Below are 26748 nucleotides of genomic sequence, written 5' to 3' on the forward strand. Positions count from 1 at the left end.
TCATGAAGACGTCCTACGTTTCCAATCTGGCGGTTCAAAATGCCATGCGCTCGACCATCGCGCTGGGGCAACTCGAGCTGATAAAGCTTCAACAGGAAGTGACGACGGGAAAATATGCCGACGCGGGTGCTGCACTCGGCGCTACGTCGTCGCGCTCGGTAAGTCTGAAGAACGAACTGGAGCGGCTGGCCAGCCTCAAGGAAACGAACGCGATCGTGAAGCAGCGTCTGTCTGCGTCCCAGTCGGCACTCGAGACGATGCGCAAGGCGGCCGAGCAGATAAACACGACGCTCATCGCCACGCTGGGAAATGACGACACGACGCGCCTTAATATCGCAAAGACCGACATCAACGGCGCTCTCAGTTCATTCGTCGCCGCGGCGAACATCCAGTTTAACGGCGAATTTCTGATGTCCGGCATCAACACCGATATCAAGCCGTTGGCGGAATACAATGCAACGTCCTTGGCCAAGGCATCGTTCGTCACGGCCCGCGATGATTATATGGACGCGAACGGCATTGCGACCATGAAGGATTTCACGGTCGCGCAGATGAACGACTTCATCACCACCAAGATCGAGCCGATGTATACCGGTTCCCAGTGGGACACAGACTGGTCGCAGGCGTCCGACCAGAACATCATGAGCCGCATCAGCGCCAATGAGGTGGTGCAGAGCACGACGAATACCAACACCATGGGCGTGCGGAAATTCGCCCTGGCGGCTGTCTTGTCGATCGAGCTTCTCGGCGAGGATCTGTCCTCCGACGTTCGTACCGCCGTCAACATGGCATCGCAGAATTACGTGCAGCAGAGTTCTACGGGGATTATCGAAACCAGCAGCACGCTGGGCATTTCCGAGGCCCGCCTGAAAAAGGCGGATACGTCGATCGATGCGCAGAAGAAGCTGGTTCAGCTGCATATAACGGACATTGAGGGGGTCGATGTCTATGAGGCGTCGACGCGCATGAACGCGCTGCTGACGCAGATCGAGACGTCCTACACGCTGACGTCGCGGCTTCAGCAAATGAGTTTGATAAATTTCCTCTGATGCGGTGAGGAGCAGGACAAACATGAAGGGTGTCTGAATGTATCAGTTTTCATATGCCGAGATCATGGAGGACGGCATTGCCGACTCCAAGGATCGCGAGCGGCAAGTGCTCGATCGCTCGATTGCGCTGCTGGCAGCCGCAAAAAAGCAAAAGGGCTACTCGAGGGAGGCCATCGAGGCGATCTATTATACCCGCCGTGTCTGGATCCGTTTCATCGAGGATCTTCGCGCTTCGGACAATCAGTTGAACGACGAATTGCGCGCTAACCTTATCTCCATCGCCATCTGGATTCTGGGCGAGACGGAAAAGATTCGCAAACGCGAGTCCTCCAACTTCCAGGGCATCATAGATATCACAACCATCATCAGGGATGGACTCAAATGAAAAGCACATTGCGTATATCGCTCAAGTCGGGCGAACGGATTTTTGTCAACGGCGCTGTGCTTCGCGTCGATCGAAAGGTCGCCGTCGAGTTCCTGAACGATGTCACCTTCCTGCTCGAAAACCATGTCCTGCAGCCGGAAGACGCCACGACGCCGCTGAAACAGCTCTATTTCATCGGGCAGATGATCCTCATTAATCCTGAGGGTGCCGAACAGTCGACGAACATGTTCCGCAAATCCGTGGTCATGCTTTTGACTTGCTTCAAGAACGAAGACATCATCAGCGAACTCAAGCGGATCGACGGCATGGTCGCGCAGGGGCGGGCTTTCGATGCCTTGAAGGCAATCCGCGGTCTTTACTCTACCGAGGACCGCATTCTCAACAATCAGGAAATCGCGCCGGCGATGGTCGAGCAGATTCGCAAGGAGATCGCACCATGGCGGTAAGCGGCGTTACATCGAACTCGTCCTATATTCCGTCCGCGACGGCAACCGAGTCAGGTACCGACAAGGCGTCGGCGGACCTGAACTATGACAGCTTCCTGAAGCTGCTGGTGGCTCAGATGAAGAACCAGGATCCAACGGAGCCGATGGATTCAACCCAGCAGATCGCGCAGCTTGCCACCTTCTCGCAGGTTGAGCAGACGATCAAGACCAACACAAATCTGGAAAGCCTGCTTCAGCGCACCTCGCTCAGCGAAGCCAATGCCGTCATCGGCAAGACGGTGACCAGCGCCGACGGCAAGACGACTGGCGTGGTCAAGGAAGTGAAGCTATATTCCGATGGAATCATCGCGGTGCTCGATACCGGCAAGGAACTCGTGGTAGGCCCGGGCGTAACCATAAAGTGACAGCTAATGAATGAGGCGGATGCCCTCGATATCGTGCAGGCGGCGATCTGGACAGTGGTCGTCGCTTCCGGGCCCGCCGTTCTCGCCGCCATGATCGTCGGCGTCGTCATCGCTTTTCTGCAGGCGCTGACCCAGGTGCAGGAAATGACCTTGACCTTCGTTCCGAAAATTCTCGCGGTCCTGATCACCGTCGCGCTTTCCGCTTCCTTCGTCGGATCGCAGATTTCCATCTTCACCGACGTCGTTTTCTCCCGCATTCAATCCGGTTTCTGATCTCGTTTGCCGGGCGCGTTTCGTTTTCGCCGCTTGTCCGACATTCTGCCACCCTCGCGCAAGTTTGGCGCGCTAAAGCTGTCGCCAGTATGGGCAGCAGGTATGAATGCTGTCCGCCTCTCATGAAGAGACGGAATTTCCGATGGCAACACCTCCCGCACTGGTCATCCCGAAGGTCGCCCCGAAAGGTCGCGATATCGGCTTTGCGCTCGGCATCGTAGCGATCCTGTCGATCCTGTTCCTGCCGATTCCGCCGTTTTTGATTGATATCGGGCTGGCTTTCTCCATCGCCTTCTCGGTTCTCATCCTGATGGTGTCGCTGTGGATCCAGAAGCCGCTCGATTTCTCCTCTTTCCCGGTCATCCTGCTGATCTCGACCATGACGCGGCTCGCGCTCAATATCGCGACCACGCGCGTCATCCTCTCCCACGGGCATGAGGGTCATGATGCGGCAGGCGGTGTCATTGCCGGCTTCGCCGAATTGGTCATGGGCGGCGATTTCGTCATCGGCCTCATCGTCTTTCTCATCCTCATCACGGTGAACTTCATCGTCATCACCAAGGGCGCCACGCGTATTGCGGAAGTCGGCGCCCGCTTCACCCTGGATGCCATTCCCGGCAAGCAGATGTCGATCGACGCCGATCTGTCGGCAGGCATGATCGACGAGAAGGAAGCGCAGCGCCGCCGCCGCGAACTGGAGGAGGAAAGTTCCTTCTTCGGTTCGATGGACGGTGCCTCGAAATTCGTCCGCGGCGATGCCATTGCCGGCTTGCTGATTACAGCCATCAACGTTTTCGGCGGCATCATCATCGGCTATGTCCGTCACGACATGTCGATCGGCGAAGCGGCCGACGTTTTCGTCAAGCTGTCGGTCGGCGACGGTCTGGTCTCGCAGATTCCGGCCTTGATCGTGTCGCTCGCCGCCGGCCTGCTCGTGTCGCGCGGCGGCACCTCGGGGTCGACGGACCAGGCGGTCGTCAACCAGCTCGGCGGCTACCCGCGGGCTCTGATGGTCTCCTCCGGTTTGCTTATGATGCTGGCCCTGATGCCGGGCCTGCCATTCCTGCCGTTCGCCGTCCTCGGCGGCGGCATGGGTTTTCTTGCCTGGGTGATCCCGCGCCAGATCGAAACGGCCAACAAGCTGAAGCGCGATCAGGACCAGCAGACCGCCCAGCTGAAGACCGACAGCGAGAAGGACTCGGTCAAGTCCGTGCTGAAAACCGCCGAGATCGAACTTCTGCTCGGCAAGCAGGTGTCCACCCGCCTTCTCGGCGCCCATCAGGAGCTGGCTTTCCGGGTCGGCAAGATGCGCCGCAAATTTGCCGGTCAGTACGGCCTTATCGTTCCCGAAATCAAGGTCTCGGACGACATCGGCATCCCCGACAAGGCCTATCACATCCGCGTCCACGGCACGACGATCGCGTCGAACACGGTGCGTGTCGGCGAGGTTCTGGTGGTCACCGGCGGCGGTCGCAGGCCGAGCGTTCCCGGCGACGACATCCGCGAACCAGCCTTCGGCATGCCGGCCGTCTCGATCCTCGAAACCTTTACCGAGGATCTGAAGCGGGAGGGCTTCCATCCGATCGACAATGTGTCGGTGGTCCTTACCCATCTGTCGGAAGTCATCCGCAACAACCTGCCGCAGCTTTTGTCCTACAAGGACGTGAAGATCCTGATCGAGCGTCTCGATCCGGAGTACCGCAAGCTGGCGGACGAGATTTGCACGTCGCATATGTCCTATTCGGGGCTGCAGGCCGTGCTGAAGCTGCTGCTGGCCGAGCGCGTCTCCATCCGCAACCTGCACCTGATCCTTGAAGCCGTCGCCGAACTGGCGCCACATGTCAGAAAGACCGAGCAGATCGTCGAGCATGTGCGCGTGCGCATGTCGCAGCAGCTTTGCGGCGATCTCGCAGACAACGGCACGCTGCGCGTCCTGCGTCTCGGCAACAAATGGGACATGGTCTTCCACCAGGCCCTGAAACGCGATGCCAAGGGTGAGATTGTCGAATTCGACATCGATCCGCGTCATCTGGAAGAGTTCAGCGAACAGGCGACCAAGGTTATCCGCGAACATCTTGACCGGGGCATGCCCTTCGTACTGGTAAGTTCGCCCGAATCCCGTTCTTATGTGCGCATGATCATCGAGCGTCTCTTTGCTACATTGCCGGTTCTGTCCCATGTCGAGCTTGCCAAGGGTCTCGAGATAAAGATCATCGGCTCGATTTCATGATCACCGACCCGGAGGGTACGGTGCTGGCGCTGTTTGCGGCATTCTGCCGGATTGGCGCCTGCATCATGGTCATGCCGGGATTTTCGACGGCGCGCGTTTCAGTGCAGATCCGTCTCTTCGTCGCCGTCGCCATCTCCATGGCCGTCCTGCCGGTCATGTGGGACGACATCTATCCGCAGATCTCCGGCAAGGGACATACCTATATCTACATCATTGCCACCGAAACCGTCGTCGGCAGCGTCATCGGCCTGATTGCGCGCTACTACGTGCTTGGCCTGCAGTTCACCGGAACGGTGATCACCATGATGATCGGTTTCAACGCACCCCCGACCGCCGACGTTCTGGAGGATTCCGCGGAAAACCAGATGACCAACCTCATCAGCTTTGCCGGTCTGATGATCCTGTTCACGCTGGATTTCCATCATGTCATCCTGTCGAGCATCGTCGATTCCTACAAGGTCATGCCGCTCGGCGTCGGTTTCGATCCGCAGGGCGTTCTGATCACGCTCACCAACGCGCTCGAGACGACGTTCTACATCATGCTGCGTCTCGCGAGCCCGTTCGTCATCTACGGTCTGCTCTTCAATGTCGCCATCGGCATGGTCAACAAGCTGGCGCCACAGATACCGCTCTACTTCATCTCGCTGCCCTATCTGATCATGGGTGGAATGTTCCTGCTCTATCTCGGGATCGCCGCGATGCTGCGCCTGTTTGCCGACGGTTTCGCGCCGGTCATGTTGGGAAATTAGCTGCCATGAAAAGCCGCTCGGAAAAATTGAAACGTCTCGTTGCCGTCCAGCGCCACCTTGAACAGATGGCGGAAAGTGAACTGGCGGAAACCGCAAGGCAGCGGCGCCAGCTCGCGGACACGATCGATGTCGTGGCGGATGCGATGGGATCTGCAAGTCCGCTGCATGCGATGTTTTCGGGCCATTATGCCTCGCAGCTCGGCCGCCTCGCCCAGAAGGACCAGATGCTGCACGGCATCCAGCAGCTCCACGAAACCCGGGTCCTCAAGGAGCGGGCGAAGGGCGACAGGCTGCAGGAGAACATGCAGGACGCGCGTGTTCTCGAAGATCGGGAAGAGGCCGACAACAGTATCTATGATCTGGTCGATCAGCATGTCCTCGGCCGCTCACCAGCTTCCGGTAAGGTTGGCCGGTCATAGTGCGGCTTCGGAACTGGCCGCGAGCGGTCGCTTCCTTCGGTTGAATCATCGAACTCCGGAAATTCCCGTCCCTTTCGGCGGGCGCCGCGGAGTTGCCGCGAGCAAAAGGGCACGGTCATGGCCATTTCTCCACCAAGCGACCTGGTACTGGATGTCGTGCGTGCCGCCGATCCGGCGGACGTGCAAGAAGCCCAGGCAAGGCTGAAAGCCAACCGGGCCGCCTTTCAGGCTTCCAGCCTTGCCGAAAACGGCAATGGCTTTGCCAACACGATTGCCGTTCTCAAGCAGGACAGCCCGTCCAACAGTCTCGGCGACATCAACAATCGTGCCGAAGCCAAGAAGATTCCGGAGAGCTATCGCAAGTTCGAGGCGATGGTGCTGCAGAATTTCGTGAAGTCGATGCTGCCCACCGAAAGCGAAGAGGTTTACGGTAAGGGCATGTCCGGCGATATGTGGAAGAGCATGATGGCCGAGCAGGTCGGCAATGTCATGGCTGAGGGCGACGGCGTGGGCATCGCCAACAGCATGGTCACGGATCGGATCGTGGGATCCGACGCGCCGGGTCGCGTCAACGCATCGCTGGACGGCAACGACGGCAATGTCGCGCTGAGCATGGTGCAGGAATACCAGCGCAAGGCCGTTGCGACCTTCATGGATGTCGACAAGAGCCAGCAATCCTAAGGCCGGTTCCGCCGCCTTGCGGACAGTCACTCAAATATTTTCGCGCTGTGCATCCGTTATCGTGATGCGGCGCCAATGGGAGCAACAAAGATGGAAGCTGCTGCATCGAGCGACGTGCGTATCCAGAATGTCCTGGGCCGCCTCGAAATGATCCTCGACAACGAAAACAACCGGATCGGCGTCGATCCCAGCTTCGACCTAAAGGCATCGAATGCCCGCAAGAGCCGTTGCCTGTATGAATTGACGGTGTTGCATCGCGACGCAGTTCCGGAAGAACTCACGCCTGCCTTCGTCTCCCAGACGCGCCACATCCAGTCCAAGCTGGTGGCGAATTCCGATAAGGTGAACGCTCATATGGAAGCGTGCCGTTCGGTGGTTGAAATTCTCCGGAACGCCGTGCAGGACGCCGATGCCGACGGCATTTATTCCGAGCAGCAGTTCCGGTACGGCGATCTCTGATGCTCAAGCTTGTCGTCACCGGCGTCTGGGTCTGCGCGGTCGCGCTAGGCTCGGTCTATTTCTCGATCCAGCATGCGTCAGCGCCGGTGGAATCGGATGCCGATGCCGAGCGCCGGGCATTGCAGCAGTACGTGCCAGGAGAGCTGATCACCGTGCCCGTCATCACGGATGGCGGTGTTCAGGGATATTTCCTGACGAAACTGTCCTTTGCTGTCGATAAACACAAGATCAAGCTGCTGGACGTGCCGCTCAAGGAGACGGTGACAAACGCTCTTTTCGAAATCCTGGTCGGTCAGAAACTGATCAATATCGCCGACAGCAAGAGCTTCGATCTCGCGCAATTCAAGACGGCCGTCAAGGATGGCCTGAACAAGGACATGCGCGGCGAGGTGATCTTCGAAGTGCTCGTCGAACAACTCGAATATCTGTCGAAGGACGATGTCGCTCGCCTTGGCAAAGGAGCGAACCAGCCGCAACAGACGCCGGTCGCCATTGTCGACAAGAACGGCGAGACGGCGCATGACGAAATGCCGGAAGCAGAACGGCGCGCCGCTGCGGCTGGGCACTGACGGGTCTTCGCCTCAGTTCTTTTCGGGATTGCGATATTGCTCGTTGACGAGCCCGACCTCCATCATCAGACGGCCCCATGCGACATAGAAGTGGTACAGGCCCGCTGACGCCAGCCGGGATGACCGCCACAACCAGATCCCCCGGATCGGCGAGGATGCAAGCAGCGCCAGAGATTTCGCGACGGTTTTCAACCGGCCGGAAAAATGCGGTGCGGCCCGGTGTTCGAGCAGGGCCGAGATCGCGCCGTTGCGCAGGCTGCGTGCCCTGATCCAGGACGACTGCGTCCGCCGTGCCGGGATCGTTTCCGTCACCCAGGCATCGGCGGCCCAGGCGAAGGTAAAATTCCTCTCGCGGCAACGGCGATAGAAATCGCTGTCTCCGCCGCCGATGAAATTGAACAGCGGATCGAGAAAAGGCCGGGGCATCGCGTCAAGAACATGACGCGTGATGAGGACGTTTCCGGACGAATAAAGGATCGGGACCAGGCCTGTCGTACCGTAATGAGGCAGGAAGACGGGATGACGCTTTCGATCGTTGCGCGCCCGGTCCTCGAAATCAGGCAATTGCGGCCCGCCGACGAGATCGGCCTTTGTCGATGATTGTACCGAAACGAGACTGTCAAGCCAGTCGGGTGCTGCAATTTCATCATCGTCGATGACGGCGATGGCCGTTAGATTGGGATAGTGGGCGAGTGCCATCGTCCAGCCGGCATTATAGGCGTGGCAATTTCCGCGCTGGTGAGCCACCACGACAAGCGCATTGACCGCATGGGCCGCAAAGAAGCTGCGAGCCGCGTGGGCGCCCTCCAGCCCGTCTGCATCATTTTCCATGACGACCACGGCAAAGGGGCAGCCCGGCTCCTGCGAAATAAGGGTTTTCAGGGTTTTGAGCAGGTGCTCTGGCCGGCGGAACGTCGGCAGCGTGACGACCAGCGAGACCGTGTCCGCACCGTCTTTCGCGGTCTGGTAAAACACGCTTATGTCCTGGCTGAGCGGGGTCATCGGCGAACCTGTTGGAGGCGGAAATCAAAAGCACTAAAGCAAAACTTCCTAAACAGATGCTGAACTTCCGAATTGGCTTTTGAATGAATGGTTTAAGGGCCGGTTGATACCACCCTGATAGAGTGCGCGCAGGTCATCTCAAGCGCGTGTGACAAATGCATCTGGTCTTCGTTTCCTCTTTGGTGCCGGTGGAGAACCCGCTATCGGGTTTCGATATCGCCAACCGCACGCTTCTCGACGGATTGCGGGCATTGGGGCATCGCGTCAGCGTCGTCGGCTATCTTCAGCCGGGACAGAAGCCCGCGCCGGATTGCGAGATCCATCTTCTCGGCGAACTCGACGTTACCAATGCAAGGGCGGGGCTCCTGACGAAACTTCGCTGGCTGGCCAGGGCCTTGTCCGGCCGGACGACGCTTTCCTCCGCAAAAATGTTGAAGACGGGCAGCCGCGAGATCGAGCAACTGCTGGCCCGTCTTGCGCCTTTTGACGGGTTGATCCTCAATTCCGTACAATTGCCTGGCGCGTTCATCCCCGTTTTCGAAAAATACCCGTCGATTTACGTCGCGCACAATGTCGAGGCGAATTCGGCCGTTGAAAATGCGGCCGCAGCCTCCGGCCGTCTGGAGGCGTTTTTGTTCAGGCGCGAAGCGCGGCTTCTTGGCCGGATCGAGGCACGGTTGACGCAGGCCGCTTCGACGGTCTGGACCTTCGCGGAGGCCGATCGCTTCGGTTTCGGGGCAGCCATCGGCCGGAAAGCAGCCGTTCTGCCGCTGGTCACCCGCTGGAACCAGCCGGTGGAGACAACGCCGCCCGGCTTTGCCCATGATCTAGCCCTGATCGGCACATGGAGCTGGAAGCCGAACCGGATCGGGCTGGACTGGTTTCTGTCCGACATCGTGCCGCAGTTGCCGCCGACCATGTCGATCGCAATCGCCGGGCAACTGCCCGATAAACCCGCCGTCGCCCATCCGGGCTTGCGCTTTTTCGGCAGGGTTCCGGACGCGCGCGCCTTCGTCGAAAGCGCTGCGGTCGTGCCCCTGATCAGCCGCGGCGGTACGGGCGTCCAGCTCAAGACGATAGAGACCTTCGAATACGGTCTCCCCTGCGTGGCAACCAGCGCGTCGCTGCGAGGTATTGCGGACATTCCTGCAAACTGCAGCACAGCCGACCATGCCGCGGATTTTGCGCGCCATCTGACGGAAAAAGTTGCGCAGGTCCGAAATGGCAGTCTCGCAAGACTGCCGGGCACAGCGTTCCACACGGCTCAGAAATCGCGGCTTCTCGCGGCGCTGGAACAGGGGCTTGCCGAGTTCGGCGCGCCAGCCGCGATGCGCAGTCCAACCCAAAGCCGGATTGTCGCACAGACAACAAAACTGCCATCCCTCGAATTTGCCTCAAATCGGCGAGGTCAATCCCTGTGAACATCCAGACACCAGCCCCGATCGCGGCATCGCAGCGATTGATCTTCAATTTGCCCGTCTGTGATTTCGACTGGGCGGATGCTTTCGCCTTTGCCGAAAGAACCGTTTCCAGGGGCGTTGGACAGACCATCGTTTCTTTTCTCAATGCCAACAATGCCAACCTGATGATGCGGGATCCGGAATATCGGGCAGTGCTGTCGCGGCATCTGGTTTTGCCGGATGGACATGGGGTCGACATTGCCTCCTGGCTGTTCCATGGCGATCGCTTTCCGGCCAATCTGAACGGCACCGATTTCGTGCCGGCGCTGATGACCTATCTCACGACGCCACGGCGGATCGCCATGATCGGCGCACGTCCGGATACGCTTTACCGAGCTGCGGAGAATTTCCGCGAGCACGCACCCTGGCACGAGTTCATCACGGTTGCCGACGGCTATCTCGACGACGCCCGGTCCCGGGAGGCCATGGCGCGGGTGCGTGCGTTTCAGCCGGATATTCTTCTGGTCGCGATGGGAAGCCCGAAACAGGAAAAATGGATCGACCGTTATGTCGGTCCCGGCCATGCGCGCCTCGTCATCAGCGTCGGCGCCCTCTTCGATTTCGTCGCCGGAGGCATACCGCGGGCCTCGCCGACCATTCGCCGGCTGCGGCTCGAATGGCTATACCGGCTGGTTCTGGAGCCGCGCCGCCTTTGGCGCCGTTACATTCTTGGAAATCCGCTGTTCATCTATCACGTTCTCCGTCATAAGTTTGGCAGACGTGCACCAGCCGCACCGGTGCCAGTACAACGCCACCGGCCCTGATCTTTCGACGGATGCTTTGATGCCCACAGCTATTGTCACGGCTTCCTATGCCAATGACTTCGAGCGCTGCCGCCTCCTGTGTGAAAGCATGGACACGCGCCTCAAGGGCGACTGGCGTCATTATATTCTGGTCGCTCCCTTCGATGTCGCCCTTTTCAGGCAATTGGAAGGACCGCGCCGAACGGTGATCGATGAGCGCGATCTTCTGCCGCGATGGCTGCGCGCCATTCCTGACCCCCTGTCTGCGGGCCGCCGCAAACTCTGGATCAATCCCTATGGCATGCCGTTGCGTGGCTGGCATGTGCAGCAATTGCGCCGGCTGGCGCTTTGCCGCCACATCGAGGAAGCGACGATCCTTTCCGTCGATTCCGACGTCGTCCTGCTGCGCGATTTCGATCCCGCCAAACTCTGGCAGGGAGACCGGCTGACGCTTTACCGCAAGGACGGGGCGATCGGCACCCGGATGGCGTCGAATCATCTGGAATGGCTTGCCCATTCCGACCGGCTGCTGGGCCTTGGGCCCTACCGCCTTCCGGCCAACGATTACATCAACACGCTGATCGCCTGGCGCACGGACACCTGCCGCGCGCTGCTTTCCCATGTCGAAGCGCTCCATGGGCGAAACTGGGTTCGCTCCGTCATCCGCTCGCGCCAGTTTTCCGAATGCATGATCTATGGCCGCTTCGTCCACGAGGTGCTGATGGGTGAGGGGCACATCGCGTCGCCCGACGCGCTTTGTCATGTGCTCTGGTCGGAAGATAGCTATGCGCCCGGCGTGGATGGACTGAAACGGTTCATGGCGGATATGGCCCCGCATCAGATCGGTATCGGTATCCAGTCCTTCATCGGCCACGATCTTCACCAGATCCGCGACATCATTCACCAGCGCGCCGCCTGAATTATATGGACCGTGCGGGTTCGCCGCGAAGCGCCGTATAGGTCAGGGCGAAGGATGCGCAATAGAGCGCGAAGTAAACGCCGTTGAGCAAGGGCGCCCAGGCCGCGACATCAGTGCTGGCACCGAAGACGGCTGCCAGCAGCGCGACCTTGATGAGGCCGGCCGCGATCAGATTGACGATGCGGCGCACTGTCCGTCCGGTCGCATAGAGCAGTTCGGAATGATACTCGACCAGATTGCGGAATGACGGCACCAGGAGAACGACCGCAAGATAAGGCGCCGCCTCTGCGACATTGTTTCCAAGCCCACGCGGAAAGATGGCGAGATAAACCGCCATGGCCGCAATTGCGATGAGGGACGCGGCAGAGATGGCTGCCTCGATGGTCAGCCGAGTGCGCCAGGATTTGATCGTGCCGGGCGCCCGCATGATCTTCTGGACCAGCAGCATGTTGAAGGAGCGCACCGGAAGCGCCGTGAGGTCGGCAAGCCGCATGATGATGGCATAGATACCCGAAACCTGCGGCCCGCCGATCGCCAGCACAGCGATCTTGTCGAATTCGGACTGGACGTAGAACAAGACTTCAGCGCCTGCGACAGAAACGGAATCGGCCCAGCGACGAAGATAGAGTTCCGGTTTCCAGCGCAGCCGGACTTTGGGAAAGAACCATACGGCGGCGATGAAGAGGGACAGCGCGTTGGCCGCAAGGTAGCACCAGGCCCAGGTTTCGAGCGTCGTTGACGGAGCAAACGAGAAGGCGAGGGCGGCAAGGGTGCGCATCGCGGTGCCGATCACCACGAGAAGGGCTGCGCGTCCGAAGCGCCCGAGCCCGTTCAGCACGATGACCACGACTTCCAGTCCCCGCCAGCACAGAATCTCCGCAGCCATGAGCGCAAGAAACACCGGGAGCGCAACATCATCGGCGAAAACGGCGTGATACACAGCCAGGCTGAGCGCCACAAGGAGCGGCAGGGAGAGCAAGGCCCCGGCCAGAAAGCCGGCGCTATAGGTGCCGATCATAAGCGGCTTCACCGTCGCGACCCTATAGAGCGGCGACATGAAGCCGAAGGCGAGAACACGCGAAATCATGATCCCGGCCGCAGATGCCGTGGCGAACAGGCCGAATTCGGCGACCGACAGCCCGTTGGCAACGCAGACGAAATACACCAGCGATAGGACCAGCCGGCCAGCCGAGCCGCTGGTCATGGAAATATAGGCTGATATCACGCTGCGATGGCGTGCATATTGGGTCTTGATGACGTTGATCACGAGCGGGGTCCGGATGGTCTTCCCGCTTGTAACCGGTAAAGTTTAATGAGCGGTTTGCCTCGTCAATCCGGCCGGGCTTCCCCCTTTTATTAACGATTTGTTTTCCATAAAACGCCTATTCTCCGGCAGTTCGTCACTTTGCCCGCAGGCGGGCGCATACAGGCATCCATGTTCGATCCGGAAGATAAGAAAAGGACTGTCGTTCGTCGTTCCTTGCTCGATGTTGCATCCGGCGAGACTGCGGCTTCGCGTCCGCGGCAGATCAGCCGCTCCGTGCCGGCGCGCGGGGCCGCCGCCCTTCTCGATCGGCTGGGCAAGCCCGTTTCCGAACCTCTTTTGTCGCAGTCAGCAACCACCGCCGCATTTGCCGAGGATAAAAGCGGGACCAAGCCAAAAAAAGGCCGACTTGCCCGTTTTTCCGGGTGGCTGCGTCGCGACACGGCAGCGATGACCTTCGATCACGGAATGGCAGAAAAGCGCACCGGCGGTTACACGACCGGCTCTCCGGTCTACGAAGACGAACGCGACAGGCCACTGATCGATATAGCCACCATCCTCAGTTCCGTCTGGCAGATGCGAAAGGTCATTCTGTTTCTGACGGTCGTCGGTGCGGCGGGCGGGGTGTTGCTCGCGATGTCGACGCCCAGCATCTATATTTCCGAGAGCAAGCTCTATGTCGATCCACGCGAGGTCCGACTGACGGATTCCGATCTTTCCAAGGGGAACCTGGCAACCGAGGCCATCCTTGCGCTGCTCGACAGCCAGCTGGAAATTCTCCGCTCGCGAACGGTTCTGGAAAAGGTCGCCGTCGATCTCAATCTCGATCGTGATCCTGAATTCGGCACGGCGGACCAAAGCCGTCTTGCCGCGGCCCGGGACATCGTCTCCCCGCAGGAGGGTTCGGCCGCGCCGGCATCCGGTATCAGCCCGCGTACATTGGAAAAACTGAGCGAAGCGCTGACCGTCGGGCGCGACCCGAAAACCTTCATCGTCACCGTGGAGGTCAAGACCCACAACGCCCAGAAGTCGGCCCTGATTACCAACCGGATCGTCAGCACTTTCCTCAAGGAAGAGCAGGCTGCCCAATCCGGATTTTTCCAGGAAACCACGGCAGCGCTGGACGACCGGCTGGCCGAACTGCGCAAAAATCTGGATGCCGCCGAAAATGCCGTCGAGACCTTCAAAGCCGAGCACGACATCGTCGGAGCGGGCGGTGAACTGATCTCGGACAAACAGCTTCTCCTCCTCAACGACCAGGTCGCCGCCGTCCGCAACCGGATCGCCGAGGCGCGAGCCAAGGCAGGCGTCGCGACGAACACCCGGTTGAACGACGTGCTGACGGGGTCATTTCCCGAAGAACTGAGTTCGATGACGCTGCAGGAACTGCGCAAGCAATATTCGGAGGCGCGCGCGCAATTGGGCGCGCTCGACACCAGCCTTGGACCCCGCCATCCGCAGAGAATGGCGGCATCGCAGGCGCTCGAGGTCGCGCGCGCCGAAATCGGCAACGAACTGCGTCGTATCGAGGCCGCGGCGCAGACCGAGTTGAAGCGCGCCGTGGATACGGAGAAGGACCTTGTCCAGCAACTGGCTATCCGCAAGGCCAATCAGGTGAATTTCTCCGGCAACTTCATTACGCTGCGCGAGCTTGAGCGCAAGGCAAATGCCACGCAGGCGATTTACGAGTCCTTCCTGAAGCGCGCGAGCGAAACCGGCGAGGAAGGAAAGTTGACGAACAGGAACATCCGCGTCATTTCCCGGGCAGAGCCACCGCTGCAGGCCAACGGCCCGTCGCGAAAGCTGATTGCAATCGGCGGCATGATGGCAGGTTTGATGGCGGGCATTGGGCTGGGTGTCATGCTCGGCGCCTATCGCAGCCTGATTCATCGCCTGCAACGCCCGGAGCGCCGTGATGAACCCCCCGTTGAAGACGTGCCGTCGGACGGCAGCGACCCCCATCCCGACGGCCCAGGACGCTCCCCGCGTCTGCCGGAACATGTTCCATCCATGGTTCGTCAGCCGCGCCGGGAACCGGCCGCGCATCATGCCTCCGCGACCGCTGCCGCACTCTCCGCATTGCAGGCGGGCAAACGTGACGAGCCATCAGAGTTGCGTTCCTATCTTCGCGAAATGCAGGAAAAGGACCGTGAAACCGAAGGTTTCGAACAGGTGCAGGCCGAGATGCGCGCGCTCCGCTCCCGCGTTGAAGATTATGCAAGATTGCGCGCCGGCGGACGGTAGCCTTCCAGTTCGGCAATCCCCGGCTCTGTTGTCGGGATCCCCAGCCTCACGGTACAAGCTGTCACTCCTGCCGGTTTTGTATTTGCTTTCTCCTGCCGGGCTTGAATTTGTCTGTTCTGGACAGCATAGGACGCATTGAGGCTATTGCGCCTGCGTGCCGCAATTAAAGTGAACGAAAACAGATATTGGGAGAACACCGTGACGACCGTGATTGATGGCAAGCAGATTGCCGCGTCGATTATCGAAACCGTGAAAGTCGCCTCAAGGGACCTCATGGAGCAAACGGGTGTCAGAACCGGTCTGGCGGTCGTCATCGTCGGGGACGATCCTGCAAGCCATGCCTATGTTTCCGCAAAGAGCCGGACAGCCAAGGAATGCGGCTTTAACTCCGTACAGCATACATTGCCCGAAAGCACGTCGCAGGCAGATCTTGCAGCTTTGGTGCAGAGCCTGAACGCGGACGACAGCCTGCACGGTATTCTGGTACAGCTTCCCTTGCCCAAACATCTCCAATCCGAGCCGATCATCCAGTCGATCCTGCCGGAAAAGGATGTCGATGGGCTCAACATCGTCAATGCCGGAAAGGTCGCCACCGGCGATCTGGCAGGCGGACTGATTTCCTGCACCCCGGCCGGGGCGATGGTGTTCGTCAGGCGATTGCACGGCGAGGATCTGTCGGGGCTGAATGCCGTGGTGATCGGCCGCTCGAACCTCTTCGGCAAACCGATGGGCGCTCTTCTTTTGAATGCCAATGCGACGGTGACGATTGCCCATTCGCGGACAAAGGATCTGGCCGCGGTCTGCCGTGGCGCAGATATCCTTGTCGCCGCCGTCGGGCGGCCCGGCATGGTCAAGGCCGACTGGGTGAAGCCCGGTGCCACAGTGATTGATGTCGGCATCAACCGCGTGGCAGCCCCCGAAAAGGGGGAGGGTAAATTCCGTCTTGTCGGCGATGTCGCCTTCGAGGAATGCGCTGAAGTTGCCGGCGCCATCACACCGGTGCCGGGCGGAGTGGGGCCGATGACCATTGCCATGCTGATGGCCAATACCGTGATCGCCGCTCATCGTAAGGCCGGTCGTACGCCGCCGACGTTCTGAACGCGGCTTATCGCCTCGGGGCGGGGCCGGTAGAGGCCCTTACGATCAGTTCGGCCCGCCAGAGCTCCTGTTCGGGATAATCGCCCGTCTTGAGGATGTGGGAAATCAGCCGCGCCGCGATGCGCGAGCCTGCCGCCCTGAGCGAGGATCGCGTTGTTGTCAGCGGCACCATGAAGTTTTCCGGTTTCAGCATCGGCAGCACGTCGTCATGGGCGATGAGCGAGATATCCTTGCCAAGTTCAAGGCCCGCCCTGTTGATTGCCCGGACCGCTCCGAGCGCCATCACGGTGCTCGAGCAAAGCACGGCAGTCGGCGGTGCCGGATGGCCGAGAAAGCGCTGCATCGCGCTGTATCCGTATTCATCCGTCATGATCGAGTGATGGGCGAGGTCGTTGTCGAAAACCAGCCCGTTTTCTTCCATTACCCGCTGCATTCCCCTGCGGCGTCGAAACGCGAATGTCAGATTCTCCGGGCCGTTGATCAGTGCAATGCGCCTGTGGCCGAGCTGGATGAGAAACCGGGCCGCATCGTAGAAGGCGGCTGTGTTGTCGATATCGAGAAAGGGATAGGTTGCCGGCTGATCGATGCTGCGGCCGTGCACGACGAAGGGGATGGGGAGCGATTTCAGCATGGAGATGCGCGGATCGCCGACACGGATATAGGCGAGGAAAAGCGCATCCACATTGCCGCTTGCCGCCAGTCGCTGGAATGTCGCCTCCTCGTCGTCTGGCGCGCTGGGATTGATGACGAAATGAAAATCATGGCGGACGGCTTCCTCCCCCAGTCCGGCGAGGAACTCGCCGAAATGCACGTCGGAATCGATCCCCTGGGCGATTGGCATGACAAGGCCGATCGATCCGGCGCGGCCCGTTGCCAGCCGTTGAGCTGCGCGGTTGGGCCTGTAGCCGGTGTCGCGCACCGCCCGCAACACCCGCTGACGGGTCTCGTGGTTGACTTCGGGATATCCGTTGAGGGCCCTGCTGACGGTCGTCTGCGAAAGACCGAGCATTTCGGCAAGCTTTTTGAGATTAACGTTCATTCCGCAACGCTCCTCCCAAAGCGCTTTGAATTCTGGACGGCTCGACGTCGCATTGGAGCCTGCGGTAAAGGTTTTGTAACATTGGTACAACTGAGCAGCCACAGGAAATCGTTCTGCCGCAGCGCAAAACTTGTGTTGCACTGCGGGCGGTTGAGGATTCGCGCGTGAGTGGAAAGCTCTTGACTCGACGCCGGGCGAAATGATTTGTTAGCAAACTCAAAGCGCTTTGAATTCGAGCGTGTTGTCATGCGCCCGGCCTTGTCGCGCCGGGAATTTCTTGGGAGGAGATGACGTGAAAAAGACGTTCCTGATGGGGGTAGCGGCGCTTGCGCTCGTTGCCGGTCCCGCAACTTCGGCTGAGCTGAAATTCAAGCCCGGGGAAGACGGGAAATTCAACTGGGCAAGCCTTGATGATTTCAAGAAAGGTCACGACCTGAAAGGTCAGACGTTGACGATTTTCGGTCCATGGCGTGGCGAAGACCAGGTTCTGGTCGAATCGGTCCTCGATTATTTCCGCGATGCGACCGGCGCCGAAGTGAAGTATTCCTCATCCGAAAATTACGAACAGCAGATCGTCATCGATACGCAGGCAGGCAGCCCGCCGGATGTCGCCATCCTGCCGCAGCCGGGCCTGATCGCCGATCTCGCGTCGAAAGGCTATCTGACGCCCCTGGGTGAAGAAACCCAGAAATGGCTTCTCGAAAATTACGCCGCCGGTCAGTCCTGGGTCGATCTCTCGACCTATGCAGGCAAGGACGGCGCGAAGGCGCTTTACGCCTTTCCCTACAAGATCGACGTGAAGTCGCTCGTCTGGTACGTGCCCGAAAACTTCGAGGATTCGGGCTATGACGTTCCGAAGACGATGGAGGACTTGAAGGCGCTGACCGAAAAGATCGTCGCCGACGGCGGGACGCCCTGGTGCATCGGTCTCGGTTCCGGCGGTGCGACAGGCTGGCCGGCGACGGACTGGGTCGAAGACATGATGCTGCGGACCCAGCCGGCCGATGTCTACGACAAATGGGTAACCAACCAGATTCCGTTCACGGATGCGGCCGTCACCGGCGCGATCGATGAGTTCGGTTTCTTCGCCAAGACCGACAAATTCGTCGATGGCGGTGCTGCGGCTGTTGCCTCCAGCGATTTCCGCGACAGTCCGAAAGGTCTCTTCGCCTCGCCGCCGAAATGCTACCTGCACCACCAGGCATCCTTCATTCCATCCTTCTTCCCTGAAGGAACGGTTGTCGGCGAGGATGCGGATTTCTTCTACATGCCGCCCTATGCGAGCAAGCCTGACCTCGGCAATCCCGTCCTTGGCGCCGGCACGCTGGCTATGATCACCAAGGACACACCGGCATCGCGAGCCTTCATCGCGTTTCTGCAGACGCCGATCGCCCATGAAGTCTGGATGGCGCAGTCGAGCTTCCTGACGCCTTACAAGGGTGTCAACCAAGATACTTATGCCAATGGTCCGATGAAGAAGCAGGGCGAAATTCTCATCAATGCCACGACCTTCCGGTTCGACGGATCGGACCTGATGCCGGGCAAGATCGGCGCCGGTGCGTTCTGGACGGGCATGGTCGATTATGTCGGGGGCAAATCGGCCGCTGATGTTGCCACCGGTATTCAGACTGCCTGGGACTCGATCAAGTAAGGATGCATGGCAAGTAAGGATGCCGGGCGGCCACCGCCCCTGTCCTCCGGGATATCTCCCCTCACAGGGGGAGGTTGGCGGCGAGCTTTTTTGCGCTCGTGACAGTTGAGGACAGGCGGCGGAAAAGAACGATCTTCCCCTTGTGGGGGAGATGTCACGAAGTGACAGGGAGGAGTAAAGCTCTCCTCCAATAATGACCCCTGGGGAGGGACGTTTCCATGCAGCAGTTGCTTTTCGCTATCGTGACGATGGCAGCGGGCGTTCTCGCCTGCGCTGCCTATTTCTTCGGGACCAACTGGCTTCTGGACAGGATCTTTCCCTCCAAGGGCCGGTCGGGTCCTCTTGCATCGCGCAACCTGCGCATCACCAACGCGGTCAGACCCTGGCTTTTTCTCGGCCCGGCCATGATCTCGCTCACTGTCTATCTGATTTATCCAGTGATTGAATCCGTCTGGCTCAGCCTGCACGACAAGTCCGGTCAGGCCTTTGTCGGCCTGCGGAATTTCCAGTGGATGTTCGGCGACGGCGAGTTTCGCCAATCCATCTACAACAATTTCCTCTGGCTGCTCGTTGTTCCCGCCGCCGCCACCTTCTTCGGGCTGATCATCGCGGCGCTGACCGACCGCATCTGGTGGGGTAATATCGCCAAGACGCTGATCTTCATGCCCATGGCGATCTCCTTCGTCGGCGCTTCCGTCATCTGGAAGTTTATCTATGACTTCCGGCCCGAAGGCTCCGAGCAGATCGGTCTTTTGAACGCGCTGGTGGTCTATTTCGGCGGATCGCCCGAAGCCTGGGTGACCCTGCCGTTCTGGAACAATTTTTTCCTGATGGTGATCCTCATCTGGATCCAGACCGGGTTCGCGATGGTCATCCTGTCGGCTGCATTGCGCGGTATCCCCGAGGAGACGATCGAAGCCGCCGTCATCGACGGCGCCAACGGTCTTCAGATCTTTTTCAAGATCATGATCCCGCAGATGTGGGGCACGATCGCCGTGGTCTGGACGACGATCACGATCCTGGTACTCAAGGTCTTCGATATCGTGCTCGCCATGACCAATGGCCAATGGCAGAGCCAGGTTCTCGCCAACCTGATGTTCGACTGGATGTTCCGTGGTGGCGGCGACTTCGGACGGGGCGCCGCAATCGCCGTCGTCATCATGGTGCTGGTCGTTCCGATCATGATCTGGAACATCCGCAATGCTGCCAAGGAAATGGAGGGCCATTGAGATGATTGCTTCCGCCCGCTCCCCGCTCATCTGGGTCGTCCATCTCTCCGTCGCGCTGCTTGTGCTTCTCTGGACGTTGCCGACCGCAGGTCTTCTGATTTCATCGCTGCGCGACAAGGACCAGTTGGCCGTCTCCGGCTGGTGGACGGCGCTTTCCACTTCGACGCAGACATTGGTCTTCAGGGCGCCAACAGCTGACAAACAGGTCGAGAAGAACGGCAAATTCGTCATCTCCGGCAATATGCTCGAAGGTCAGTCCGCCGGCCAGGTATCCGCTTTTGGCTTCAACAGCCGCGAGCCGGCGGCTTTCCAGCCCGGGCAGACGGCAGACCTGAACGGCGGCGAGAAGCTGACAGTTCAGGCCGATGGTTCGTTCGAGATCATTTCGGACAAGGCGATGGAGGGCACACGCGGCCAGCGCATCTTTTTCACGGCCGCCGTTCCGCCGCGCTTCACGTTCGACAACTACCGCGAGGTCATGCGCGCCGAAGGGATCGGTGCCTCCTTCATCAATTCGCTGACGGTTGCCATTCCGGCGACCATCATTCCGATCCTTGTCGCGGCTTTTGCGGCCTACGCGCTCGCCTGGATGAAGTTTCCGGGTCGTGCGATCCTGATCGCCGTCGTTGTCGGCCTCCTCGTCGTGCCGCTGCAGATGTCGCTCATTCCGTTGCTCAAGCTCTATAACGGGGTAGGCGCCTTCCTCGGCGTACCCGCCAAGACCTATGTCGGCATCTGGCTTGCCCATATGGGCTTCGGTCTGCCGCTCGCCATCTATCTCCTGCGCAATTACATGGCAGGCCTCCCGCGCGAGATCATGGAATCGGCGCGGGTGGATGGCGCCAGCGATTTCGACATCTTCATCAAGATCATTCTGCCGCTGTCCTTCCCGGCGCTTGCCTCCTTCGCAATCTTCCAGTTTCTGTGGACCTGGAACGATCTTCTGGTCGCAATGGTCTTTCTGGGCGCTGGTAACAACGAACTGGTGCTGACGGGCCGTCTCGTCAATCTGCTCGGCTCGCGCGGCGGCAACTGGGAAATTCTGACGGCCTCGGCCTTCATCACCATCATCGTCCCTCTGATCGTCTTCTTCAGCCTGCAGCGCTATCTGGTGCGCGGCCTGCTTGCCGGCTCGGTCAAGGGCGGCTGATTTTCTTCACGCATAGGAATTTGAATATCTATGACCAAGAGCATGACCCAGACGGGCAGTTCCGCCCTTGTGGCAGACCGGGACTGGTGGCGCGGCGCGGTGATCTACCAGATCTATCCGCGTTCCTATCAGGATTCCAACGGTGACGGCATCGGCGACCTCAAGGGCATCACAGCGAGGCTGCCCTATGTCGCCTCTCTGGGCGTGGACGCAATCTGGATCTCGCCGTTCTTCACCTCGCCGATGAAGGATTTCGGCTATGACGTGTCGAACTACAAGGGCGTCGATCCCATTTTCGGTCTGCTTGTCGATTTTGACGACCTGATCGCTGAGGCCCATCGTCTTGGCATCCGCGTCATGATCGACCTCGTGTTGTCGCACACGTCGGACCAGCATCCCTGGTTCGTGGAAAGCCGCTCAAGCCGTTTCAATCCCAAGGCCGACTGGTACGTCTGGTCGGACTCCAAGCCCGACGGAACGCCGCCGAACAACTGGCTGTCGATCTTCGGCGGTTCGGCATGGCAGTGGGATCCGACGCGCCTGCAATATTACATGCACAATTTCCTGACGTCGCAGCCCGATCTCAATCTGCACAATCCGGAGATTCAGGACGCGCTTCTTGCGGTCGAGCGCTTCTGGCTCGAACGCGGCGTCGACGGCTTCCGGCTGGACACGATCAACTTCTATTTTCACGATCTGGAACTGCGCGACAACCCGGCGCTTGCCCCGGAACGCCGCAATGCCAACACCGCGCCGGCGGTGAACCCCTATAACTACCAGGAACATCTCTACGACAAGAACCGGCCGGAAAACCTCGCTTTCCTCAGGCGCTTCCGGGCCGTCATGGACGAGTTTCCGGCAATTGCGGCCGTTGGCGAGGTCGGGGACAGCCAGATCGGTCTTGAAATCGCCGGGCAATATACCTCCGGCAACGACAAGATGCATATGTGCTACGCCTTCGAATTCCTGGCGCCCGATCCGCTGACGCCGGCCGGCGTCGCCAAGGTGCTGCATGATTTCGCCCGCGCGGCACCCGAAGGCTGGGCCTGCTGGGCCTTTTCAAACCATGACGTGGTGCGCCATGTCAGCCGCTGGGGCTTCGACATCGCCGACCATGAGGCGCACGCAAAGTTTCTGGCAAGCCTGCTCATGACGCTGCGGGGGTCCGTCTGCATCTATCAGGGCGAAGAACTCGGGCTGACGGAAGCCGATCTGGCCTATGAAGATCTGCAGGATCCCTATGGCATCCAGTTCTGGCCGGACTTTAAGGGCCGTGACGGCTGCCGCACGCCCATGGTTTGGGATGACAAGTCGGTCAATGGCGGCTTCAGCGACGGCAGGCCCTGGCTGCCCGTGTCGCCGGACCATCTCGGCCGCGCGGTTTCGGTGCAGGAACAGGACCAGCGTTCGGTGCTGACCCATTATCGGCGCTTCCTGAACTTCCGAAAGCAATATCCGGCTTTCGCCAAGGGCGAGATCGAGTTTCGGCCCTACGAGGCGCCGGTTCTGGGCTATGAGCGCATCTTCGGCAATGAGACGATCCTGTGCCTGTTCAACATGAGCGGCGCACCGGTCACTGTCGAGCGGCCGATCGAGAGGCTCGAAGTCCTGGAAGGGCACGGGTTTGATTCGCATCTGGGCGACGACAGGATTTTCTTGCCGGCCTGGGGCGGCTTTTTTGCCCGCGTTGAATGATTGGATGAGCCCGCGCGGGCTCACGGAATGAGAAAATGAAGGGGAGGGCGACATGACAGGTCTGCAGCTAAAGAATATCCGCAAGTCCTATGGCGCGGTCGATGTCATCCACGGCATCGACCTGGAGATCAAGCAGGGCGAATTCGTGGTTTTCGTCGGTCCTTCAGGCTGCGGCAAGTCCACGCTGCTGCGCATGATCGCCGGGCTTGAGGAGATTTCCGGGGGCGAAATGTTCATCGAGGATCGCCTCGTCAACGATGTGCCGCCGTCGCAGCGCGGCATTGCCATGGTCTTCCAGTCCTACGCGCTCTATCCGCACATGACCGTCTACGACAACATGGCCTTCGGCATGCGCATCGCCAAGGAATCCAAGGAGGAGATCGACCGCCGCGTCCGCTCCGCCGCCGACATCCTGCAACTCACCCAATATCTCGACCGGTTGCCCAAGGCACTGTCCGGCGGCCAGCGCCAGCGCGTCGCCATCGGCCGCGCCATCTGCCGCAACCCACGGGTCTTCCTCTTCGACGAACCGCTGTCGAACCTTGATGCCGCGCTGCGTGTTGCGACCCGCATCGAGATCGCCAAGCTCAGCGAATCCATGGCCGACACGACGATGGTCTATGTGACGCATGACCAGGTCGAGGCCATGACACTGGCCGACCGCATCGTCGTTCTGTCGGCAGGGCACATCGAGCAGGTCGGTCCGCCACTGGAACTCTATGAGCGCCCGGCCAATCTCTTCGTAGCCCGCTTCATCGGTTCCCCGGCCATGAACATCATTCCCGCGAAAATCGTTGGAACGGGCGCTCAAACTGCGGTCGAACTGACGGGCGGCACCCGCGATGTTCTGGATATCCAGACGGCAGCCACGGAAAATGGCAAGACGGCCAGCTTCGGCGTCCGCCCGGAGGATCTGCGCGTTTCCACTGGCGAGGATTTCCTGTTCGAGGGAACGGTGTCGATCATAGAGGCCCTCGGCGAAGTCACGTTGCTTTATATCGAGGGTCTGGTCGCCAACGAGCCGATCATCGCCAAGATTCCCGGCATTCTCAGCATCGAGCGCGGCCAGAAGGTACGGTTCACGGCCGACAGGGCGAAGTTGCACCTGTTCGACAGCGAGGGGAAGACGTACCGGACTTGATCGGATTGGGCTTGAGATCGATCTGATCAGGCATTGTTGAGGCGGATTTTCCCCATGCTGGCGTGACCATTCCACCCTCTGTTAACCACCTTTGGTTACAATTCAGAGCAGAGAAGCGGGGACTGAGGACCGAGACTATGCGCAGCGCCGATGCTTTTGACCGTCCGACCTATCTCAGTCGCGAAGAGTCCTTCATGTATGATCGGGAAACACTTTTTCCGATGGAGGAGACGCGCAACGAGGCGCGGATCGAATATACCGAAAAAGGCATGCTGAACCTCTCGTCACGCCGTTGTCAGATTTTGCAGATATCGAAAAGCCGTGCGTTGATCGGCATCCTCACGCAGTTCAAGCTTCCGCAGACCTTCTACCTCGATATTCCCGGTGCCCGCATCGGAATGATCGGCTGCATCGTCCGGCGCGTCTACCCCAACGATACGATGGAGGCCCGGTTCCTGCGTCTCGTACCGGACGCCGATCTCAACCGGATTTTCGTTTACAGCACCCACCCGAACCACCGCAACCGCGTGCTCGACATCTATCGCTGACCCTCGCGGCGGCGATGTCTATCTCGACACTGGCGGACGCGCACTTCAATGAAAGAACACACTCGCCCCATGCTCAGCCGCTCCGACGGCGGCGCGGAAAGGAGCGAACATTTCCCTGCCCATGCCGTACTCGTTGGCGGACAGATCGGCTTCGACCGGGGTGCGGCGGGCAAGCTCGGCGGGGTCGACCAGAAGTTCTATCGTGCCGTGGATGGCATCGAGACGAATAAGATCGCCTTCTCGAATGAGGGCGATCGGCCCGCCATCCTTGGCCTCCGGCGTCATGTGGATGGCAGAGGGTACCTTGCCCGATGCGCCGGACATGCGGCCGTCGGTGACGAGGGCGACTGTCTGGCCGCGATCCTGGAGAATGCCGAGAACGGTGGTCAGCTTGTGCAGTTCCGGCATGCCGTTGGCCTTCGGTCCCTGGAAGCGCACGACGGCGATGAAGTCGCCTTCCAGCTTGCCGTCCTTGAAGGCGGACTGCAATTCCGACTGGTCGTGAAAGATCTTCGCCGGCGCCTGGATCACATGGCGCTCCGGCTTGACGGCCGAGATCTTGATGACGGCTTTGCCGAGATTGCCCGACAGCATCTTGAGCCCGCCCGTCGCCTGGAACGGATGCTCGACGGTCGACAGGACCTTCGGATCATGGCTCTGCTCTGGCGCGGGTTCGCGGTGCACGGTGCCGTTTACGCCGAGCTTCACGTCGATAGCATAGGCATCGAGGCCCTGGCCGAAGACGGTGCGCACGTCGTCATGCAACAGGCCCTTCTTGAGAAGCTGGCTGATCAGATAGCCCATGCCGCCCGCCGCGTGGAAATGGTTCACGTCAGCGAGACCGTTCGGATAGACGCGGGCGAGAAGCGGGATGATGTCGGACAGCTCCGAAATATCCTGCCAGGTGAGCACGATACCGGCTGCGCGGGCCATGGCGAGGAGATGCAGGGTGTGGTTGGTCGAGCCGCCGGTTGCATGCAGTCCGACGACGCCGTTGACGATCGAGCGCTCGTCGATCATTTCACCGGCCGGCGTGAACTCATTGCCAAGCGCTGTGATGGCCAGCGCCCGCTTGGTCGCTTCCTTCGTCAGCGCGTCACGCAACGGCGTGCCGGGATTGATGAAGGACGCCCCGGGCAGATGGAAGCCCATGATTTCCATCAGCATCTGGTTGGAATTGGCGGTGCCGTAGAAGGTGCAGGTGCCAGGGCCGTGATAGGACTTCGATTCCGCCTCCAGCAACTCGTCGCGGCCGATCTTGCCCTCGGCAAAGAGTTGGCGCACGCGCGACTTCTCGTCGTTCGGCAGGCCGGAGGTCATCGGGCCGGCAGGAATGAAGACAGCGGGAAGATGGCCGAATGTCATGGCGGCAATCATCAGGCCGGGGACGATCTTGTCGCAGACGCCGAGATAGACGGTGCTGTCGAACATGTTGTGCGACAAACCGATACCCGCCGCCATGGCGATCAGATCTCTGGAAAACAAGGACAATTCCATGCCGGGCTGGCCTTGGGTCACGCCGTCGCACATCGCTGGCACGGCGCCTGCCACCTGCGCCACGCCGCCCGCCTCATGGGCAGCCTCGCGGATAAGGGCTGGATAGGTCTCGAACGGCTGATGCGCGGAGAGCATATCGTTGTAAGAGGTGATGATGCCGAGATTGGGCACCACATCGCCCGAAAGGGCGAGTTTCTCGGAGGGGGAACAGACCGCGAAGCCATGGGCGAGGTTGCCGCAGCCGAGAACCGAACGGTGCACACCTGTGGCGGTCGCCTTGCGGACACGGTGGAGATAGAGTTCGCGGGAGGGTTTCGAGCGCTCGACGATGCGGGCGGTGATGGCGGCGATGCGGGAATCGGCGGACATGGCTATCCTGTTCCGGGGTCTCGTGACCCCTTGAG

General features: G+C 60.0%; 26 protein-coding genes. 22 read left to right on the forward strand and 4 right to left on the reverse strand.

Going from position 1 to position 26748, the window contains the following annotated elements; all coding sequences use genetic code 11:
- Positions 1–2: 2 nt before the first annotated feature.
- From PY308_RS04970 to PY308_RS05020, 11 genes are all read left to right on the forward strand, one after another.
- Complete coding sequence (locus PY308_RS04970; protein WP_275788897.1) at positions 3–1049, forward strand: flagellar hook-associated family protein; 1047 nt, start codon at positions 3–5, stop codon at positions 1047–1049.
- Between the two features lie 37 nt (positions 1050–1086).
- Positions 1087–1434 carry a flagellar biosynthesis regulator FlaF gene (gene flaF / locus PY308_RS04975; protein ID WP_275788899.1) on the forward strand — a complete coding sequence of 116 codons (348 nt, stop codon included), beginning with the start codon at positions 1087–1089 and terminating at the stop codon, positions 1432–1434.
- Entirely contained in the window at positions 1431–1880 is a 450-nt protein-coding gene (flbT, locus tag PY308_RS04980) for a flagellar biosynthesis repressor FlbT (RefSeq protein WP_275788900.1), read from the forward strand. Before flaF ends, flbT begins: the two co-directional genes overlap by 4 nt.
- A complete protein-coding gene (gene flgD / locus PY308_RS04985; RefSeq protein WP_275788903.1) occupies positions 1871–2284 on the forward strand; it encodes a flagellar hook assembly protein FlgD in 414 nt (137 codons plus the stop codon). The genes flbT and flgD overlap by 10 nt, the downstream gene beginning before the upstream one ends.
- A 6-nt stretch (positions 2285–2290) precedes the next feature.
- The gene (gene fliQ / locus PY308_RS04990; RefSeq protein WP_275788906.1) at positions 2291–2557 is read left to right on the forward strand and encodes a flagellar biosynthesis protein FliQ; all 267 of its coding nucleotides are present in this window, start codon (positions 2291–2293) and stop codon (positions 2555–2557) included.
- A 142-nt stretch (positions 2558–2699) separates the two neighbouring features.
- A complete protein-coding gene (gene flhA, locus PY308_RS04995; RefSeq protein ID WP_275788909.1) occupies positions 2700–4787 on the forward strand; it encodes a flagellar biosynthesis protein FlhA in 2088 nt (695 codons plus the stop codon).
- On the forward strand, positions 4784–5536 hold the full coding sequence (fliR, locus tag PY308_RS05000; protein ID WP_275788910.1) for a flagellar biosynthetic protein FliR: 753 nt from the start codon (positions 4784–4786) through the stop codon (positions 5534–5536). The genes flhA and fliR overlap by 4 nt, the downstream gene beginning before the upstream one ends.
- 5 nt (positions 5537–5541) lie before the next feature.
- A complete protein-coding gene (locus PY308_RS05005) occupies positions 5542–5955 on the forward strand; it encodes a hypothetical protein (RefSeq protein WP_275788913.1) in 414 nt (137 codons plus the stop codon).
- 117 nt (positions 5956–6072) lie between these two features.
- Positions 6073–6636, forward strand: coding sequence for a rod-binding protein (locus PY308_RS05010; protein ID WP_275788915.1), 564 nt, complete (start codon positions 6073–6075; stop codon positions 6634–6636).
- 90 nt (positions 6637–6726) lie between these two features.
- On the forward strand, positions 6727–7095 hold the full coding sequence (locus PY308_RS05015) for a hypothetical protein (protein ID WP_275788917.1): 369 nt from the start codon (positions 6727–6729) through the stop codon (positions 7093–7095).
- Positions 7095–7664 carry a hypothetical protein gene (locus tag PY308_RS05020; protein WP_275788918.1) on the forward strand — a complete coding sequence of 190 codons (570 nt, stop codon included), beginning with the start codon at positions 7095–7097 and terminating at the stop codon, positions 7662–7664. Before PY308_RS05015 ends, PY308_RS05020 begins: the two co-directional genes overlap by 1 nt.
- Before the next feature lie 12 nt (positions 7665–7676).
- Here the strand turns inward: PY308_RS05020 and PY308_RS05025 are convergent, their stop codons facing one another.
- The gene (locus PY308_RS05025) at positions 7677–8666 is read right to left on the reverse strand and encodes a glycosyltransferase family 2 protein (protein ID WP_275788919.1); all 990 of its coding nucleotides are present in this window, start codon (positions 8664–8666) and stop codon (positions 7677–7679) included.
- Between the two features lie 155 nt (positions 8667–8821).
- On the opposite strand from PY308_RS05025, the gene PY308_RS05030 reads away from it, so the two are divergent.
- The 3 genes from PY308_RS05030 to PY308_RS05040 are packed head-to-tail and all read left to right on the forward strand — an operon-like array spanning position 8822 to position 11788.
- Positions 8822–10087: a glycosyltransferase gene (locus tag PY308_RS05030; protein ID WP_275788921.1), complete on the forward strand. Its 1266-nt coding sequence runs from the start codon at positions 8822–8824 to the stop codon at positions 10085–10087.
- Positions 10084–10890, forward strand: coding sequence for a WecB/TagA/CpsF family glycosyltransferase (locus PY308_RS05035; RefSeq protein ID WP_275788923.1), 807 nt, complete (start codon positions 10084–10086; stop codon positions 10888–10890). The genes PY308_RS05030 and PY308_RS05035 overlap by 4 nt, the downstream gene beginning before the upstream one ends.
- Positions 10891–10909: 19 nt before the next feature.
- Positions 10910–11788, forward strand: coding sequence for a DUF6492 family protein (locus PY308_RS05040; RefSeq protein WP_275788926.1), 879 nt, complete (start codon positions 10910–10912; stop codon positions 11786–11788).
- A gap of 1 nt (position 11789) precedes the next feature.
- Here the strand turns inward: PY308_RS05040 and PY308_RS05045 are convergent, their stop codons facing one another.
- The gene (locus PY308_RS05045) at positions 11790–13055 is read right to left on the reverse strand and encodes a lipopolysaccharide biosynthesis protein (RefSeq protein WP_275788929.1); all 1266 of its coding nucleotides are present in this window, start codon (positions 13053–13055) and stop codon (positions 11790–11792) included.
- 168 nt (positions 13056–13223) lie between these two features.
- Between PY308_RS05045 and PY308_RS05050 the strand changes: the two genes are divergently transcribed.
- Together PY308_RS05050 and folD are read left to right on the forward strand one after the other, a co-directional pair.
- Positions 13224–15296: a GumC family protein gene (locus tag PY308_RS05050; protein WP_275788931.1), complete on the forward strand. Its 2073-nt coding sequence runs from the start codon at positions 13224–13226 to the stop codon at positions 15294–15296.
- Positions 15297–15494: 198 nt separating this feature from the next.
- On the forward strand, positions 15495–16394 hold the full coding sequence (gene folD, locus PY308_RS05055; protein WP_275788934.1) for a bifunctional methylenetetrahydrofolate dehydrogenase/methenyltetrahydrofolate cyclohydrolase FolD: 900 nt from the start codon (positions 15495–15497) through the stop codon (positions 16392–16394).
- 7 nt (positions 16395–16401) lie between these two features.
- Here the strand turns inward: folD and PY308_RS05060 are convergent, their stop codons facing one another.
- A complete protein-coding gene (locus tag PY308_RS05060; RefSeq protein ID WP_275788937.1) occupies positions 16402–17433 on the reverse strand; it encodes a substrate-binding domain-containing protein in 1032 nt (343 codons plus the stop codon).
- A 310-nt stretch (positions 17434–17743) separates the two neighbouring features.
- Here PY308_RS05060 and PY308_RS05065 point away from each other — a divergent pair, with 310 nt between their 5' ends.
- From PY308_RS05065 to PY308_RS05090, 6 genes are all read left to right on the forward strand, one after another.
- Positions 17744–19084 (forward strand): ABC transporter substrate-binding protein, encoded by a 1341-nt coding sequence (locus PY308_RS05065; RefSeq protein WP_434064240.1) that lies wholly within the window; start codon positions 17744–17746, stop codon positions 19082–19084.
- 218 nt (positions 19085–19302) lie between these two features.
- Entirely contained in the window at positions 19303–20313 is a 1011-nt protein-coding gene (locus tag PY308_RS05070; RefSeq protein ID WP_275788940.1) for a carbohydrate ABC transporter permease, read from the forward strand.
- A gap of 1 nt (position 20314) precedes the next feature.
- The gene (locus PY308_RS05075; RefSeq protein WP_275788941.1) at positions 20315–21463 is read left to right on the forward strand and encodes a carbohydrate ABC transporter permease; all 1149 of its coding nucleotides are present in this window, start codon (positions 20315–20317) and stop codon (positions 21461–21463) included.
- Positions 21464–21493: 30 nt separating this feature from the next.
- A complete protein-coding gene (gene bglA, locus PY308_RS05080) occupies positions 21494–23158 on the forward strand; it encodes a beta-galactosidase BglA (RefSeq protein WP_275788943.1) in 1665 nt (554 codons plus the stop codon).
- A gap of 52 nt (positions 23159–23210) precedes the next feature.
- Positions 23211–24299, forward strand: coding sequence for an ABC transporter ATP-binding protein (locus PY308_RS05085; protein WP_275788946.1), 1089 nt, complete (start codon positions 23211–23213; stop codon positions 24297–24299).
- A gap of 137 nt (positions 24300–24436) precedes the next feature.
- Positions 24437–24847, forward strand: coding sequence for a hypothetical protein (locus PY308_RS05090; RefSeq protein ID WP_275788948.1), 411 nt, complete (start codon positions 24437–24439; stop codon positions 24845–24847).
- Between the two features lie 45 nt (positions 24848–24892).
- On the opposite strand, the gene edd is transcribed toward PY308_RS05090, so the two are convergent.
- Positions 24893–26713, reverse strand: coding sequence for a phosphogluconate dehydratase (gene edd, locus PY308_RS05095; protein WP_275788950.1), 1821 nt, complete (start codon positions 26711–26713; stop codon positions 24893–24895).
- Positions 26714–26748: the final 35 nt, after the last annotated feature.

It is taken from the genome of Pararhizobium gei (genome assembly GCF_029223885.1).
GTDB lineage: Bacteria > Pseudomonadota > Alphaproteobacteria > Rhizobiales > Rhizobiaceae > Pararhizobium > Pararhizobium gei.

What these genes read in the sequence shown, in the direction of transcription:
- PY308_RS05070 (WP_275788940.1), top strand. Translation starts at nt 19,303, where the DNA reads ATGCAGCAGTTGCTTTTCGCTATCGTGACGATGGCAGCGGGCGTTCTC.
- bglA (WP_275788943.1), top strand. Translation starts at nt 21,494, where the DNA reads ATGACCAAGAGCATGACCCAGACGGGCAGTTCCGCCCTTGTGGCAGAC.
- PY308_RS05060 (WP_275788937.1), bottom strand. Translation starts at nt 17,433, where the DNA reads ATGAACGTTAATCTCAAAAAGCTTGCCGAAATGCTCGGTCTTTCGCAG.
- edd (WP_275788950.1), bottom strand. Translation starts at nt 26,713, where the DNA reads ATGTCCGCCGATTCCCGCATCGCCGCCATCACCGCCCGCATCGTCGAG.
- PY308_RS05040 (WP_275788926.1), top strand. Translation starts at nt 10,910, where the DNA reads ATGCCCACAGCTATTGTCACGGCTTCCTATGCCAATGACTTCGAGCGC.
- flaF (WP_275788899.1), top strand. Translation starts at nt 1,087, where the DNA reads ATGTATCAGTTTTCATATGCCGAGATCATGGAGGACGGCATTGCCGAC.
- PY308_RS05050 (WP_275788931.1), top strand. Translation starts at nt 13,224, where the DNA reads ATGTTCGATCCGGAAGATAAGAAAAGGACTGTCGTTCGTCGTTCCTTG.
- flhA (WP_275788909.1), top strand. Translation starts at nt 2,700, where the DNA reads ATGGCAACACCTCCCGCACTGGTCATCCCGAAGGTCGCCCCGAAAGGT.
- fliR (WP_275788910.1), top strand. Translation starts at nt 4,784, where the DNA reads ATGATCACCGACCCGGAGGGTACGGTGCTGGCGCTGTTTGCGGCATTC.
- PY308_RS05025 (WP_275788919.1), bottom strand. Translation starts at nt 8,666, where the DNA reads ATGACCCCGCTCAGCCAGGACATAAGCGTGTTTTACCAGACCGCGAAA.
- PY308_RS05090 (WP_275788948.1), top strand. Translation starts at nt 24,437, where the DNA reads ATGCGCAGCGCCGATGCTTTTGACCGTCCGACCTATCTCAGTCGCGAA.
- PY308_RS05085 (WP_275788946.1), top strand. Translation starts at nt 23,211, where the DNA reads ATGACAGGTCTGCAGCTAAAGAATATCCGCAAGTCCTATGGCGCGGTC.
- PY308_RS05030 (WP_275788921.1), top strand. Translation starts at nt 8,822, where the DNA reads ATGCATCTGGTCTTCGTTTCCTCTTTGGTGCCGGTGGAGAACCCGCTA.
- PY308_RS05020 (WP_275788918.1), top strand. Translation starts at nt 7,095, where the DNA reads ATGCTCAAGCTTGTCGTCACCGGCGTCTGGGTCTGCGCGGTCGCGCTA.
- fliQ (WP_275788906.1), top strand. Translation starts at nt 2,291, where the DNA reads ATGAATGAGGCGGATGCCCTCGATATCGTGCAGGCGGCGATCTGGACA.
- PY308_RS05075 (WP_275788941.1), top strand. Translation starts at nt 20,315, where the DNA reads ATGATTGCTTCCGCCCGCTCCCCGCTCATCTGGGTCGTCCATCTCTCC.
- PY308_RS05065 (WP_434064240.1), top strand. Translation starts at nt 17,744, where the DNA reads ATGGGGGTAGCGGCGCTTGCGCTCGTTGCCGGTCCCGCAACTTCGGCT.
- PY308_RS05005 (WP_275788913.1), top strand. Translation starts at nt 5,542, where the DNA reads ATGAAAAGCCGCTCGGAAAAATTGAAACGTCTCGTTGCCGTCCAGCGC.
- PY308_RS05010 (WP_275788915.1), top strand. Translation starts at nt 6,073, where the DNA reads ATGGCCATTTCTCCACCAAGCGACCTGGTACTGGATGTCGTGCGTGCC.
- PY308_RS05015 (WP_275788917.1), top strand. Translation starts at nt 6,727, where the DNA reads ATGGAAGCTGCTGCATCGAGCGACGTGCGTATCCAGAATGTCCTGGGC.
- PY308_RS04970 (WP_275788897.1), top strand. Translation starts at nt 3, where the DNA reads ATGAAGACGTCCTACGTTTCCAATCTGGCGGTTCAAAATGCCATGCGC.
- flgD (WP_275788903.1), top strand. Translation starts at nt 1,871, where the DNA reads ATGGCGGTAAGCGGCGTTACATCGAACTCGTCCTATATTCCGTCCGCG.
- flbT (WP_275788900.1), top strand. Translation starts at nt 1,431, where the DNA reads ATGAAAAGCACATTGCGTATATCGCTCAAGTCGGGCGAACGGATTTTT.